Annotated in this window: 13 protein-coding genes and 1 pseudogene; 8 read left to right on the top strand and 6 right to left on the bottom strand. The window is 69.1% G+C overall.

All coding sequences use genetic code 11. The features are described 5' to 3' along the window. Positions 1 to 17 precede the first annotated feature (17 nt). The 3 genes from GGR71_RS16785 to adh all read right to left on the bottom strand — a co-directional run bounded on the left by GGR71_RS16785 (position 18) and on the right by adh (position 3,097). Positions 18 to 413: a DUF779 domain-containing protein gene (locus GGR71_RS16785; RefSeq protein ID WP_160963673.1), complete on the bottom strand. Its 396-nt coding sequence runs from the start codon at positions 411 to 413 to the stop codon at positions 18 to 20. Then, complete coding sequence (adhP, locus tag GGR71_RS16780) at positions 413 to 1,441, bottom strand: alcohol dehydrogenase AdhP (RefSeq protein ID WP_160963675.1); 1,029 nt, start codon at positions 1,439 to 1,441, stop codon at positions 413 to 415. The genes GGR71_RS16785 and adhP overlap by 1 nt, the downstream gene beginning before the upstream one ends. 126 nt (positions 1,442 to 1,567) lie before the next feature. Further along, entirely contained in the window at positions 1,568 to 3,097 is a 1,530-nt protein-coding gene (gene adh / locus GGR71_RS16775) for an aldehyde dehydrogenase (RefSeq protein ID WP_160963677.1), read from the bottom strand. 247 nt (positions 3,098 to 3,344) lie between these two features. Here adh and GGR71_RS16770 point away from each other — a divergent pair. Next, positions 3,345 to 5,242, top strand: a pseudogene (locus tag GGR71_RS16770) (sigma-54-dependent Fis family transcriptional regulator). 149 nt (positions 5,243 to 5,391) lie between these two features. On the opposite strand, the gene GGR71_RS16765 reads toward GGR71_RS16770, so the two are convergent. From GGR71_RS16765 to GGR71_RS16755, 3 genes are all read right to left on the bottom strand, one after another. Then, positions 5,392 to 5,778: a hypothetical protein gene (locus tag GGR71_RS16765; protein WP_160963679.1), complete on the bottom strand. Its 387-nt coding sequence runs from the start codon at positions 5,776 to 5,778 to the stop codon at positions 5,392 to 5,394. Positions 5,779 to 6,076: 298 nt separating this feature from the next. Then, complete coding sequence (locus tag GGR71_RS16760) at positions 6,077 to 6,610, bottom strand: hypothetical protein (protein ID WP_160963681.1); 534 nt, start codon at positions 6,608 to 6,610, stop codon at positions 6,077 to 6,079. 273 nt (positions 6,611 to 6,883) lie between these two features. Then, on the bottom strand, positions 6,884 to 9,010 hold the full coding sequence (locus GGR71_RS16755) for a TonB-dependent receptor family protein (protein ID WP_184452149.1): 2,127 nt from the start codon (positions 9,008 to 9,010) through the stop codon (positions 6,884 to 6,886). Positions 9,011 to 9,140: 130 nt separating this feature from the next. Here GGR71_RS16755 and GGR71_RS16750 point away from each other — a divergent pair, with 130 nt between their 5' ends. The 7 genes from GGR71_RS16750 (at position 9,141) to GGR71_RS16720 (ending at position 14,380) form a co-directional block, all read left to right on the top strand. Continuing rightward, positions 9,141 to 10,343 carry an aromatic amino acid transaminase gene (locus tag GGR71_RS16750; RefSeq protein WP_160963683.1) on the top strand — a complete coding sequence of 401 codons (1,203 nt, stop codon included), beginning with the start codon at positions 9,141 to 9,143 and terminating at the stop codon, positions 10,341 to 10,343. Positions 10,344 to 10,511: 168 nt separating this feature from the next. Continuing rightward, the gene (locus tag GGR71_RS16745) at positions 10,512 to 11,528 is read left to right on the top strand and encodes a class 1 fructose-bisphosphatase (RefSeq protein WP_160963685.1); all 1,017 of its coding nucleotides are present in this window, start codon (positions 10,512 to 10,514) and stop codon (positions 11,526 to 11,528) included. Positions 11,529 to 11,770: 242 nt separating this feature from the next. Next, positions 11,771 to 12,094 (top strand): hypothetical protein, encoded by a 324-nt coding sequence (locus GGR71_RS16740; RefSeq protein ID WP_160963687.1) that lies wholly within the window; start codon positions 11,771 to 11,773, stop codon positions 12,092 to 12,094. A 47-nt stretch (positions 12,095 to 12,141) separates the two neighbouring features. Continuing rightward, on the top strand, positions 12,142 to 12,687 hold the full coding sequence (locus tag GGR71_RS16735; protein ID WP_237474655.1) for a hypothetical protein: 546 nt from the start codon (positions 12,142 to 12,144) through the stop codon (positions 12,685 to 12,687). Between the two features lie 194 nt (positions 12,688 to 12,881). Next, the gene (locus tag GGR71_RS16730; protein ID WP_160963689.1) at positions 12,882 to 13,154 is read left to right on the top strand and encodes a hypothetical protein; all 273 of its coding nucleotides are present in this window, start codon (positions 12,882 to 12,884) and stop codon (positions 13,152 to 13,154) included. Between the two features lie 206 nt (positions 13,155 to 13,360). Beyond that, positions 13,361 to 13,972, top strand: coding sequence for a flavodoxin family protein (locus tag GGR71_RS16725; RefSeq protein WP_160963691.1), 612 nt, complete (start codon positions 13,361 to 13,363; stop codon positions 13,970 to 13,972). 108 nt (positions 13,973 to 14,080) lie between these two features. Next, positions 14,081 to 14,380, top strand: a complete 300-nt coding sequence (locus GGR71_RS16720) for a hypothetical protein (RefSeq protein ID WP_160963693.1) — start codon at positions 14,081 to 14,083, stop codon at positions 14,378 to 14,380. Positions 14,381 to 14,576 lie beyond the last annotated feature (196 nt).

The raw sequence follows: 14,576 nt of genomic DNA, 5'->3' as shown, positions 1-14,576 counted from the left end.
GCCGCTTTTACAGTCCACTACACCTTCCCCGCCGCCTCCAGCGCGGCATATTCGCCGTCGGTGAACAACCGCGAGCGCACCAGGAAGCGCACGCCCTCGCCGTTCTCCAGCGAGAACATGCCACCGCGCCCAGGCACGACGTCGATGATCAGCTGCGTGTGCTTCCAGTACGCGAACTGCGACGGGCTGATGTAGAACGGCGCCTCTCCGATCTCGCCCAGCAACACGTCGCGGTCGCCGACGATGAAGTCGTCCTGCGGGTAGCACATCGGCGAGGAACCGTCGCAGCAGCCGCCGGACTGGTGGAACAGCAGCGCGCCGCGCCGCGCCCGCAGTTTCGCGATCAGCTGCAGGGCCGGCAGCGTGGCCAGCACCTGCGGCGGTAGCGCGTCAGCGGGCACGGACGCGTCCATCAGGCGGCCATGTCCAGCACGATGCGGCCTTCGATCTTGCCGGCATGCATGCGCGCAAACACATCGTTGATGTTGTCCAGAGTATCGGTGGCCACCGTCGCGGCGACCTTGCCCTGCTCGGCGAATTCCAGCGATTCCTGCAGGTCCAGGCGGGTGCCGACGATCGAGCCACGCACGGTCACGCCGTTGAGCACCATGCCGAAGATATCCAGCGGGAATTGCCCCGGCGGCAGCCCGTTGAGCGACACGGTGCCGCCGCGGCGGACCATGCCGATGGCCTGCTCGAAGGCCTTCGGCGAGACCGCGGTGACCAGCGCGCCGTGCGCCCCGCCGATTTCCTTCTTCAGGTACGCCACCGGATCGGTGGTCCGCGCATTCACCGTCACCGTCGCGCCCAGGCGCGTGGCCAGCGCCAGCTTGGCGTCGTCCACGTCCACCGCGGCCACGTTCAGGCCCATTGCCTTGGCGTACTGCACCGCCATGTGGCCGAGGCCGCCGATGCCGGAGATCACCACCCAGTTGCCAGGCTTGGTGTCGGTGACCTTCAGCCCCTTGTACACGGTGACGCCGGCGCACAGGATCGGCGCGACCTCGACGAAGCCAATGGCCTTCGGCAGGTGCCCGACATAGTTGGCGTTGGCCAGCGCGTACTCGGCGAAGCCGCCGTTGACCGAGTAGCCGGAGTTCTGTTGCGCCTCGCACAGGGTTTCCCAGCCGCCCAGGCAATGCTCGCAATGGCCGCAGGCCGAGTACAGCCACGGAATGCCGACGCGGTCGCCTTCCCTGACATGGTCCACGCCGGCACCGACCGCCACCACATGGCCCACACCCTCGTGGCCGGGAATGAACGGCGGATTCGGCTTCACCGGCCAATCGCCTTCGGCCGCGTGCAGGTCGGTGTGGCACACGCCGCAGGCCTCGATCTTGACCAGAATGTCGCCGGCTTGCGGCCGCGGCACCGCCACTTCCTCGATCGCCAGCGGCTTGCCGAACTCCCGCACCACGGCGGCTTTCATCGTCTTGTCCATTGCAACGCTCCTGAAAAAACGGGTGATGTCACCATCGCGCGACCGGCGACGGAGTGCCTTGATCCAGATCAGTTGGCGGGCTTGGCGGCGACACGCCGGTTGCGTGCCACCGCCCTGCCCCATGCCTCAGAAAAAGCCGAGCGCCTTCGGCGAGTAGCTGACCAGCAGGTTCTTGGTCTGCTGGTAGTGGTCGAGCATCATCTTGTGGTTCTCGCGGCCGATGCCCGACTGCTTGTAGCCGCCGAACGCGGCATGCGCCGGATAGGCGTGGTAGCAGTTGGTCCACACCCGCCCGGCCTGGATCGCGCGGCCCATGCGGTACAGCCGCGCGGCATCGCGGCTCCACACGCCGGCGCCGAGCCCGTACAGCGTGTCGTTGGCGATCGCCAGCGCCTCGGCCTCGTCCTTGAAGGTGGTCACCGACACCACCGGGCCGAAGATCTCCTCCTGGAACACGCGCATCTTGTTGTGGCCCTTGAACACCGTCGGCTTGACGTAGAAGCCGCCGGCCAGCTCGCCGTCCAGCGCGTTGCGCTCGCCGCCGATCAGCACCTGCGCGCCTTCCTGCTTGCCGATGTCGATGTAGGACAGGATCTTCTCCAACTGCTCGCCGGAGGCCTGCGCGCCGACCATGGTGTTGGGATCGAGCGGGTTGCCCTGCTTGATCGCCGCCACGCGCTTGAGCGCCTTCTCCATGAACCTGTCGTAGATCGATTCCTGGATCAGCGCGCGCGACGGACAGGTGCACACCTCGCCCTGGTTGAAGGCGAACAGCACGAAGCCTTCCACCGCCTTGTCGAGGAAATCGTCGTCCTCGGCCATCACGTCGGCGAAGAAGATGTTGGGCGACTTGCCGCCCAGCTCCAGCGTCACCGGAATCAGGTTCTGGCTGGCGTACTGCATGATCAGCCGGCCGGTGGTGGTCTCGCCGGTGAAGGCGATCTTGGCGATGCGCGGGTTGCTGGCCAGCGGCTTGCCTGCCTCCAGGCCGAAGCCGTTGACCACGTTGAGCACGCCCGGCGGCAGCAGGTCGCCGATGACCTCCATCAGCACCAGGATCGAGGCCGGGGTCTGCTCGGCCGGCTTCATCACCACGCAGTTGCCCGCGGCCAGCGCCGGCGCCAGCTTCCAGCACGCCATCAGCAACGGGAAGTTCCACGGGATGATCTGCCCGACCACGCCGAGCGGTTCATGGAAGTGGTAGGCGATGGTGTCGTGGTCGATCTCGGAGATGCCGCCTTCCTGCGCGCGCACCGCGCCGGCGAAGTAGCGGAAGTGGTCCACGCACAACGGCACGTCGGCGTTGAGCGTCTCGCGTACCGGCTTGCCGTTGTCCCAGGTCTCGGCGTAGGCCAGCAGCTCCAGGTTCTGCTCGATGCGGTCGGCGATCTTCAGCAGCACGTTGCTGCGCTCGGTGCTGGAGCTCTTGCCCCAGGCGTCCTTGGCCGCATGCGCGGCGTCGAGCGCGGCCTCGATATCCTCGGCGTTGGAGCGCGCCACCGAAGTGAACACCTTGCCGCTGATCGGCGTGCTGTTGTCGAAGTACTGCCCGCTCTTCGGCTCCACCCACTTGCCGCCGATGAAGTTGCCGTAACGCGACTTGAAGATGGACTGCGGATCGGTGGCATGCGGCTTGGCGGTGCTGACGGCATTCATCGTGGTGTCTCCTTCGGCGGTCGAGAAGGACAGGGCAGGCCCGTCCGGGTAGCTGCGTAAGCGCAAGACCGATGCCAGGTTTTGCGTGCTGCGCCGCGTCACGTCGTCGTGCCGCGACAGATCGACGCACGCGTGCCGGTTTTGCTGCGTCGCGTCACGCCTGCCGATTGCGCCGCGCCGGCGGATGTGCTGTTTATCGGAACACCCGTATCACCAGGTGTCGCAATCTGCGACAGCGGAGCCGGACATGGCGCAGCAACCCTCGCAACATCAACTCGGCCAGGCCCGCCGCGCCTTCTTCGAACGCGGCGGCGCGCCGGTCGGGCAGGTGCCCGACACCATCCTGCAGTCGTGGCAGCGCTGCCAGCGCCTGGGCCTGGCCGCGGACGCGCAACCGGCGATCGAGCCGCTGGAAGCCTCGCGCCTGCGCGCCCTGCGCGAAGCGCACGAGCGCCTGTGGCGGCTGGCCCGCGCCGAACTGGAGGGCCTGGCCGGCGACGCCGCGGCCACCGGCAGCATCGTGCTGCTCACCGACGAGGCCGGCTGGATCCTCGACGCCGAAGGCAGCCCACGCTTCCTCGACAAGGCGGGCAGGGTGGCGCTGATGCCCGGCGCCTGCTGGAGCGAAACCCAGGTCGGCACCAATGCGATCGGCACCGCCATCGTCGAAAGCCGCTCGGTGGAAGTGCGCGGTGGCGAGCACTACTTCGCGCCGCACCAGATCCTCAGTTGTGCGGCAGTGCCGATCTTCGATCCCTACGGCCGCCTGGCCGGCGTGCTCGACATCTCCGGCGACGCCAGCGTGCAGCACATGCACGCGCTGGCGCTGGCGCGGATGGCGGTGGCCAACATCGAGCACCGCTATTTCGACGACGGCATTGCCGGCTGCGAGCTGCTGCGCGTGCACCACGACCCGGCGCTGCTCGGCACCGCACGCGAGGCGCTGCTGGCATTCCGCAATGGCCGCGCCTGGTGGCCGCCAACCAGGCCGCGTTGCGGCTATTCGGGCTGGAACGCCACGAACTCGGCCGTGCGCCCTACGAGGCGCTATTCGAGGAGCCGCTGTCGCGGTTGCGCCAGCAGGGCAGCGTGTTCGACCTGCAGGGGCGCGCCCTGCACGGACGCATCGACAGCCCGGCCGACGACCGTCCGCGGCGGCGCCCGCAGCAGGCGCCGATCACCGTGACCGCGTCGCGGCCCTCGGCCGCGGCGGCGTCCGATGCGCCGCTGTTCGATGCCACGCAGGAACTGGCGCTGGAACGCGCGCGACGCGTGCTCGACGCGCACCTGCCGGTGCTGGTGCAGGGCGAGACCGGCACCGGCAAGGAAGTGTTCGCGCGCGAACTGCACCGGCGCAGCGCGCGCGCCGGGCGGCCGTTCGTGGCGGTCAACTGCGCCGCGCTGCCGGAAGGACTGATCGAAGCGGAACTGTTCGGCTACGAGGATGGCGCCTTCACCGGCGCGCGCAAGCACGGCAGCCCGGGCCTGCTGCGCCAGGCCGATGGCGGCGTGCTGTTCCTGGACGAGATCGGCGACATGCCGCTGGCCCTGCAGCCGCGGCTGCTGCGCGTGCTGCAGGAACGCGAATTGCTGCCGCTGGGAGGCGGCAAGCCGGTGAAACTGGATTTCGCCCTGATCTGCGCCACCCACCGCGACCTGGACGCGGCGATGGCCGAGCAGCGCTTCCGGCCCGACCTGTACTACCGCATCGCCCACCACAGCGTGCAGGTGCCGGCGCTGCGCGCGCATCCGGACCGGCGCGCACTGGTCGGCGACCTGTGGGCGCGGCTGGGGCAGGGCAGGCGCCTGACCGAGGCGGCGCTGGCGACGCTGAGCGCCTATGCGTGGCCGGGCAATCTGCGCCAGCTGGTGGCCTGCCTGCGCACGCTGGTGGCGCTGAGCGAGCCGGACGCGCTGGTGGATATCGACGCCTTGCCGGCCTATCTGCCCGGCATCCGCGCGGCAGAGCAGGGCGGCACCCACGTTGCACCGTCGCCGCTGCCGGCCGCCGATCTCGACAGCCTGGCGCTGCAGGCCATGCGCCAGGCCCTGGACGCCTGCGACGGCAACGTCTCGCAGGCCGCACGCCGATTGGGCATCAGCCGCAGCACGCTGTACCGGCGGCTGCAGTTGGGGACGCACTAAGGGCCGCGTGTCGCCGGGATGCTGACATCGCTGCACGTTGTCATCGACGTCGCATTCCCGATCGTCCAGGCCGCACAGATGCCGCGGCGCGCTACCACGACACTGCCGCTGCCGACACAACGGCAGCGGCAATCGGCCATCGCAGCCGTTCAATCGTAGCTATTGTTCAGACACGGCGAGCTCTTCGGCGTGATCACGCTGAAGCTGTCGTCGTACAACGCGATGATGCAGGTGTTGGGCGCATCCTCGGTCTCGTAGTTGCATTGCTTGCTGTTGCGGCTGCGCGAGACGTTGCCCATCTGGAACGACAGGCTCCAGTCGTCGTTGGATCCGGTCTGCGCCTGCAGCAGCACCGGCGGCGTCGATTCGCCGGGCTGCAGCGAGACCGCCACCGACGTGTTCACGAAGTCGCCGCAGGTGTGTTTCACGCTGACGTTGGTGATGACCTGGCCCGTCCCGTTGTTGACGACGAACGTTCCCTGGTACTGCGTTGCACTGACGCCTTCGGCCAGCACCTTGTCGCCTTTCTTGTCCATGATTCGGTCTCCCGTTGCGCATCGGTGGATGGGACTGCTGCGTGTGGCTCACGCATCGATACGCTATCGCCGGCAACGCGCAGGCAGCCAGCGAATCGGCCGTCGCCAGTAGACAGCTCAACCTGGATTCGTAGACATTTCCGCGCGTTTTTCCGCGTTTCGTCACACGCCATGGCCTAGCCGATGCGGCCGCACACGGACAGGCGCGGTTGGCGACAGCCGTGCCTGCAGTGCAGACACGCGGCATGTGCGCGTGCGCAACCGTCGGCAACGAAGACCGGCGCGAATGCGTCGTGCATCACTGCCGTGGATGTACCGCGTCGGCATCGACTGCGGCATGCGCCGCGAGGTTGGCAGCGTGCGCGGCGGCCGTGCGCCGCAGTTGCCCGCTGGCGATCGCGGCTCGCGCCTGCAGCGCGGGCGAGGCCGCAGGATTGGAGGCGACGAAGTCGGCCAACTGCACCGCCAGCGCCGGATCCATCAGGCGCAACAACGCCAGTGCGTTGGCTTCGCGCCTCGGATCGCCGGACGCGATGTCGGCATGGAACAGCTCCACGTACTTGGTCTGCAGCGACAGCGCGAACTCCCGCTGACGGTCGTCGACGTTGGCCCTGGCCAGGGTCAGCTGGCCGGCGGCGATCTTGTCCGCGGCGACACTGCCATAGAACGCCAGGATCGCGATCGCCAGCGGCACCAGCAGCTTCTCCAGGATCCAGAACGCGCGATCGCTGAGGCTCCTGCGCCTCTCCAGCCGGCGGCGCAGCGCATCGACGTCGCCCAGCAGCCGGTCCAGCTTGTCCTCCACGCGTCCTCCCGACAAGGCAGCCTGCATGGCCCATCCATGCCGCGTCGCCGTCGCCCGCATCGACGGTGCGGCGCGGCATGGCGGACGGCGCCCTTCCGTTGCTAAGCGTCGGGCGAGGCCGGCTTGTGAAGCGTCTGCCGCAGCGCACGCATCTGCCAGCGCACATGCCCATCGCCATCCGGATGCGGCGCCTCCACATCCGGATGGAGATGGGCACGCAGGCCGTGACGCGAACCGCGCAAGCCTACCGACGCCATTGCGAGGCGCGCGCCACGCGATCGCGCGCCATCCCGCTGTCGGCTAGTGCGGCAAATCCCACTGCAACCCGACCGTATAGCTGCGGTCCGGACCCGGCTCGTAGTAACGCCCATTGCCGTCGTTGACGATGACCGAGCCGATGTAGCGGCGATCGAACGCGTTGTCGATGCGCGCGAAGGTGCGCAGGGTGCCGTGCGCGGTGGTCCAGCGGCGCGCCGCCTCCAGGTTGAGCAGCGCATAGCCGGGTGCGGCTTCGCTGGCCAGGTCGTTGACCACGGTGTCGCCGGCGACCACGCCCTCCGCCGCGAATTGCCAGGCGCGCGGCTGCCACTGCCAGCGCGCGAACAGTTGCTGCTGCGGCACGCCGGGCAGGCGGGTGCCGGCCGTCACCACCGCGGTGGGCGTCGCGCAGCCGCTGCTGGCGCAGGTCAGGTAGGCCTGGCGCACCGTCGCCTGCAGCCAGGTGTAGGCCACCTGCAGTTGCGCGCTGGCGCCCAGCGGCAGGGTCAGGCTGGTCTCGGCGCCCTGGCGGCGGGTGCGGCCGATGTTGCGGTAGGTGCTGCGGCCGTTGGTGTTGCTGGCCACCGCAAGCTCGTCGTCGGTGCTGGCGCGGAACAGGGCCGCGTCCCAGCTGGCGCCGGCGGCGTTGCGCCACTTCGCGCCCAGTTCCAGGTTCTGGCTGCGCGCGGCGGCCAGGTCCAGCGCCAGGCCGGCGCCGCCGTCGCGGCGGTAGCCCAGTTCGTTGAAGGTCGGGGTCTCGAAGCCGCGCCCGGCCGAGGCGTAGAGCCGCAGGTCGTCGCTGACGCGCAGCACCAGCCCGGCCACCGGGGTGGTCGCCGCATAGTCGGTGCGGCCGCTGTCGTCGGGATTGCGGCCGACGATGTAGGCGTCGTCCGAGCGGAACCGCACCTGGCTGTGGCGCAGCCCGGCCAACAGCGACCAGCGCTCGGCGAACTGCCACCAGGCCTGGGCGAACTGGTCCACGTTCTCCACCCGATCCTGCTGGTCGCGGCGCAGCCGGCCCTTCACCCCGAGCGTGCTGCCGACGAAGTTCTCGTAGCCGGTGCGATGCTGTTGCTGGCGGTCGGCATTGGCGCCGACGGTGAACTGGAACGGGCGGCCGCCCAGTTCGCCCTGCCAGGCCCAGCGCGCGTCGAGGCCGCCGTAGTCGCCGTCCAGGTCGATCACCCCGCCGGCGTTGAGCGGGTTGCTCTGTGCGCTCACCGGAACCGACAGGTATTGGGTGACGTCGCGGCGTCCGGCGTAGCCCATCAGCCGCCAGGTCTGCTGGTCCACCTGCTGGGTGAAGATGGCGCCGGCCTGCACCTGGCGGGTGGACTTGCGGGTATCGAACTGGCTGGCCGCGGCGGTGGCCTGGCGCGGGTCGGCCGCGGCCTGGGCACGGCTCAGGCCCAATGGATCCTGCGCATCGGGCGCCTCCAGCGCGTTGAGCAGCAGGTCCAGGCGCCGCCCGGGCGCCAGGTCGATGCCGATCTTGGCGTTGAAGGTGGTGCGCTGGGCGTGGCTGTGGTCGCGGTAGCCGTCGGTGCTGAAATGGGTGGCGGCCAGGTTGTAGTGGACGTCGCCCTGCTGGCCGAGCGCCTGCGCGCTGAGGGCCGCGGTGCCGTGGCTGCCGATCGCGCTGCGCAGCCGCCACGGATCGTCCGGCTGGCCGTCGGCGCTCCACAGCTGCACCACGCCGCCGGAGGAGTTGCCGTACAGCGCCGAGAACGGGCCGCGCAGCACCTCGACCCGCTCGCTGCCGAACAGGTTGAAGTTGGAGAGCTGGCCCTGGCCGTCCGGCATCGTCGCCGGGATGCCGTCCAGCAGCAGGCGCACGCCGCGCACGCCGAACGCCGAACGCGCGCCGAAGCCGCGGATCGACAGCTGGGTGTCCTGCGCATAGTTCTGGCGGTCGCGCGCGAGCAGGCCGGGCACGCCGGCCAGCGCTTCGGAGGCCTGCACGCCGAGACGGTCGCTGTCGCCCAGGCCGGTGGTGGTCAGCGACGCCGGCAGGTCGAAATCGGCCACGCCACCGACGCGGGCGGCCTGGACCTGCAACGCGGGCAGGGTGGTGGCGGGATCCTCGCCGGGAGCGGCGCGGACCAGGGACGACAGCGCCAGGGCGCAGGCCCCGCAGAGCAGGGCAGGGGGCAGGGGAACGGACATGCGCCATCATCGCCCATGTGCCGCCGGGCCGCACCCGGCCAAGCGCATCAGCGTTTGTTAGGATGAGGTGTTTGACCGTGCCGGCTCCGGTCCTTCCGGCCCCCACCTCCGCCACCGAACGAGTACCGCCGTGTCCTTCTTTGCAAACGTGGAACAGGTCCCAGGCGACCCGATCCTGGGCCTGACCGAGGCCTACAACGCCGACTCCCGCCCGACCAAGGTCAACCTGGGCGTGGGCATCTACTACGACGAAAACGGCCGCATCCCGCTGCTGCGCGCCGTGCAGCAGATCGAGCAGCAGCTGGCCCAGGACGCCAAACCGCGCGGCTACCTGCCGATCGACGGCCTGCCCGCCTACGACCTGGCCACGCAGAAGCTGCTGTTCGGCGCCGAGTCGCCGCTGCTGGCCGCCGGCCGCGTCGCCACCTCGCAGACCATCGGCGGCAGCGGCGCGCTGCGCGTGGGCGCGGACCTGCTGAAGAAGCTGCTGTCCACCTCCACCATCGCCATCAGCAACCCGAGCTGGGAGAACCACCGCGCGGTGTTCGGCGCCGCCGGCTTCGACGTGGTCGAGTACACCTACTTCGACCCGGCCAGCCACGGCCTGAACTTCGACGGCATGCTCGCCGACCTGCGCCAGCTCGCGCCGGGCAGCGTGGTGCTGCTGCACGCCTGCTGCCACAACCCGACCGGCGCCGACCTGAGCCAGGCGCAGTGGCGCACCGTGGCCGAGCTGCTGAAGGAACGCAACCTGTTCCCGTTCGTGGACATCGCCTACCAGGGCTTCGACAAGGGCATCGACGCCGACGCCTACGCGGTGCGCCTGCTGGCCGAGGTCGGCATCGACAACTACGTGGTCGCCAGTTCCTACTCCAAGTCGTTCTCGCTGTATGGCGAGCGCGTCGGCGCGCTGTCGGTGGTCTCGGCCAACGCCGCCGAGAGCAAGGCGGTGCAGTCGCAGGTCAAGCGCATCATCCGCACCATCTACTCCAGCCCGTCCACGCACGGCGCCGCACTGGTCGCCGGGGTGCTCAACAGCCCGGAACTGCGCACGATGTGGGAACAGGAATTGACCGAGATGCGCGAACGCATCCACGCCCTGCGCGCCGGCATGGTGCAGAAGCTGGCCGCCCTGGGCGCGCCGGAGTTCGGCTTCATCCAGCAGCAGGCCGGCATGTTCTCGTACTCGGGCCTGAGCAAGGCGCAGGTGGACCGGCTGCGCGAGGAGTTCGGCATCTACGCGGTCGGTACCGGCCGCATCTGCGTAGCCGCGCTGAGCCAGAACAACCTGGACTACGTGACCCAGGCCGTGGCGACCGTGCACAAGGGCTGAGCCCCGCGGTTGCGTCAGAAAGCCGGAAGCCCAGCGCTTCCGGCTTTTTTTGCGCCTGTTTGGCTGCTGCGTCTGCGCGCACCGCACGCCCGCGGAACACCGTTGATCGAAATCTGCGGCACAACCCGCGACAATGGCGGCCCCTTCTCACGCAAGGCCGTCCTGCCCATGTCGCGAACGTCGCTGACCCGCTTTCTGATCGAAGAACAGCATGCCGGGCGTATCGGCCCGGAGCTGCGCCAGCTCATCACGATCGTGTCCCGCGCCTGCAAGCGCATTTCCATCGCAGTCAGCAAGGGCGCCCTGGGCGGCGTGCTCGGCGATGCCGGCACCGGCAACGTGCAGGGCGAAGCGCAGAAGAAGCTGGACGTGCTCAGCAACGACATCCTGCTCGAAGCCAACGCCTGGGGCGGCCACCTCGCCGCCTGCGCCTCCGAGGAGATGGACCACTGCCAGCCGGTGCCCGACAAGTACCCCAGCGGCGATTTCCTGCTGCTGTTCGATCCGCTGGACGGCAGCTCCAACATCGACGTCAACGTCTCGGTCGGCACCATCTTCTCGGTGCTGCGCGCGCCGCCGGGCACCGACAAGCCCGGCGACGAGCATTTCCTGCAGCCGGGCACCGCGCAGGTCGCCGCCGGCTACTGCATCTACGGCCCCAGCACGATGCTGGTGCTGACCCTGGGCCACGGCACCCACGCCTTCACCCTGGAGCGCGAGGAGGGCAGCTTCCTGCTGACCCAGGCCGACATGCGCATCCCCGAGGACACCGCCGAGTTCGCGATCAACATGTCCAACCAGCGGCACTGGGAAGCGCCGATGCAGCAGTACGTGGCCGACCTGCTGGCCGGCAGCGAAGGCGTGCGCGGCAAGAACTTCAACATGCGCTGGATCGCCAGCATGGTCGCCGACGTGCACCGCATCCTCACCCGCGGCGGCATCTTCATCTACCCGTGGGACAAGAAGGATCCCGGCAAGGCCGGCAAGCTGCGGCTGATGTACGAAGCCAACCCGATGGGCATGCTGGTGGAGCAGGCCGGCGGCGCCGCCAGCACCGGCCGCGCGCGCATCCTCGGCCTGCAGCCGGAACAACTGCACCAGCGCGTGCCGGTGTTCCTGGGCTCGAAGAACGAAGTGGCCGAGGCCGTGCGGTATCACCTGGAGCACGACAGCCGCCACGGCTGAGCGTGGTGGCGCGGCAGTCGCGCGTCCGGGCGCCCCTGGACGATGGCGGCTGTCGCCAGCGCTGCCGTATAGTCGGTGCCGCTTCGCCGACATGGTCGCGGCAGGTGCAGGGGGGCCGCTAAGGCCGCTACAGCGGCGCATTGCGATTCGGCGAGATCGTCCTGGGGCGGCGTCCCGGTTCGGGGCGTGCGCTGTCGCGGTAATGCCGAAGCCGGTAAAGAACTCAAACAGGGGAAACTGCAATGAAACGTGCCGTCGGGCTATTGCTGCTGCTCGTCTCGGGTGTCGCGTGTGCCGACACGACGCAACAAGGGAAGATCACCCGCGTCGTGGTCGAATCCAACTACGCCTCGGTCTGGCTGGAGAACCAGCCGACCAGCAACGAATGCGCCTCGGACGGGCGCTGGGTGATCGATTTTTCCTCGGATGCCATCGCCAAGGAGAAGTATTCGGCCATCCTGTCCGCCGCCACGTCCAGGACCCAGGTCGTGCTGCAGTACACGACCAGCGAGGGCTGTGGCGGCTTCGGTGCGAAAAAGATCCACTACGTCGATCTGCTGTACTGATCGCATGCTCGCTGCGCCTGTGGCCGAGCGCGCGGCGAGGCGGCAGGATGCAAGCACCCGAGACGAACAAGGAGGTTCCGATGCGCTGGTGCCTGATGCTGGTGACGATGATGTGGAGCGGCGTGTTGGCGGCTGCCGAACCCTTTCGCATGCAGAACCTGATGCTGCTGCAACCCGAAGCGGTGATACGCGATCGGGCCGGGAACATCGAGGCGCTGGCGGCGTATGTCAAGGCGCTGGATGCTGCGGCGTCGCGCGAACTGGCGCAGGTCGGCACACCCCGGCCTGCTGCCGGCTTCGTCGCCGTGGCCGTCCGCCCCGGCGGCCGGTCCCGGGTCTGGCTGGATGTGACACCTGCACTGCCCGATGCGGTGGCGAACACGCTGGTCACCGCACTGGAGCGGGTACCGCCATTCGAGGGCAAGGGCGGTGTGGTGGTGTTCGCGCTCAACGTCACGCTGTGGGACGCACCGCCGACCCAGCGCCAAGGTCCATCGCCAGCGGCCTGGCAGCGTGCTGCGGAAGGCGAACAGTCGCCGATCGAAATCGGCGACCTGGTCGATCGGGTCTGGCCAGCGAGTGCGGCACACTGAGGCGTTGGAAGCGTCGCTCGTCATGACGCACGACAGTCCGTCCGCTGCGACACCGCTCCTGTGCGCCGCTGGCGGCGCGCCGTCGGTTGCCTAACGCCCTGGCTGCTGTAGGGTAGCGGCGTCCGGCGACAGCAGAGCGCGTTGATCGCCGGCGGTCGTCGCGTGCACCTGGTCGTACCGGGCGGGAGGAACCCATGAACCAGACCCTCGTCGTGCTGTTCTTCTTCGCCACCGCACCGGTCGCGCTGATGCCTACCGTCATCGCCCTGTTCACCCGCCACCGCTGGCGGCGGCGGATCGTGTTGGTGAACCTGGCACTGTGGACGCTGCTGTTCTTCGCCGCCAGGAGCTTCACCCTGTACAACTCCAGCCGCTTCGAGCTGCCGACCCTGCTGGCGCTGGCGGTGTGGCTGGCCCTGTTGGGCATCGCGATCCGCGGCAATCCTGCGTCATCCAAACGTTCCTAGCAGCCGCTAACGCCCCAGCACCGGTTCGATGCGCGATAGGCGACGGAGGTGCCTGGCGGCTGTAGACGCATGGCGATCTCGACGCCACGCGGGCCGCGCACGGCGCGCGTTCGCAGCGCCACAGCGCTCACGACTCTTGCACAACGTCGCGACGCCAGACCCATCGCGGCCGATCCACAGTGATGTTTTCCTGATGGAGTCGGACCATGTCCCTGCGCGCCTTCGGCCTGAACTGCACGCTCAAGCGCGGCACTGCACCCTCGTCCACCCAGCGGCTGCTCGACCAGGTGTTGCAGGCATTGGCCGCGCACGGCGTGCAAGGCGATTCGGCGCGCGTGGCCGACTTCGACGTGCATCCTGGCGTCAGCGCGGACGAAGGCGAGGGTGACGCCTGGCCGCAGCTGCGCCAGCGCGTGCTGGACGCGGACATCTTCGTACTGGCCACACCGATCTGGGTCGGCCATCCCTCGAGCCATGCGCAGCGCGTGCTGGAGCGCATGGATGCGTTTCTCGGCGAAATCGGCGACGACGGCGTCTATCCCACCTTCAACCGCGTGGCCATGGTCGCGGTGGTGGGCAACGAAGACGGCGCGCACAAGGTCAGCGCCGATCTGTACCAGGGGCTGACGGACTTCGGCTTCAGTGTCGCCGCCGGCAGCCCGCCGTACTGGGTCGGCGAGGCGATGGGCAGCACCGACTACCAGGACCTGAAACAGACACCGAAGGTCCTGGCCGACACCATCAGGACCGCCGCCAGCAACGCCGCGCATCTGGCGCGCCTGCTCAAGGCCAATCCCTACCCGCCGCCGCTGGCGTGATGCCGACCGCCGCGACGCGGCGGCGGCGGTGGGAACAACGCCATCGTCTATCATGGATGACGGCCCCAGTCGCTGCCGCACGGCTTCCCACGCCGCAGGGCGGGTGCCGTGGTCACACCGGCGGAGGAAAGACGCGTGGCTGGAAAGTTCCTGCAGCGCAGCGCAATCATCGACGTCATCAAGCGCGGCGAGTGCGCCAACGCGCGACAGAAGCGGCTTGGGCTGACGCAGCATCCGCTACGCTTCACCCCGTGCGGCTGTTCCGATCCCGGCTGCGGCGGTTTCTACACCGTCGATACCCGGAGCACGCTGCCGACCAGCGCGGACTGCAAGGCGGCGCTGCGTGCGGACAACCAACGGCGCAAGGCGCGCAAACGCGCCAGCAGCGCTGACGACCGCACGGAATGACCTTGCGGCGGCCGCGGCTCGCCAGCCGCCTGCCCGAGCCGAGATGCCCTCGCCGGAAGGGCTGAGGTTCGCCGGCACCGCGTGCTCTTCCAATGCGCCGCCACCAAGCCACCCACCAGCGGACGCCGCGGCAGCCCAGGCGTCGTCGCAGCGCATGGCTGGCTGAGCCATCCGCGGCCGGCAGCGTCCCGGCGCC

This window comes from Xanthomonas sp. F1 (assembly GCF_014199855.1).
The sequence above is the reverse complement of the archived record's forward strand: the minus strand, read 5'-3'. Positions and strand labels throughout refer to the sequence as shown.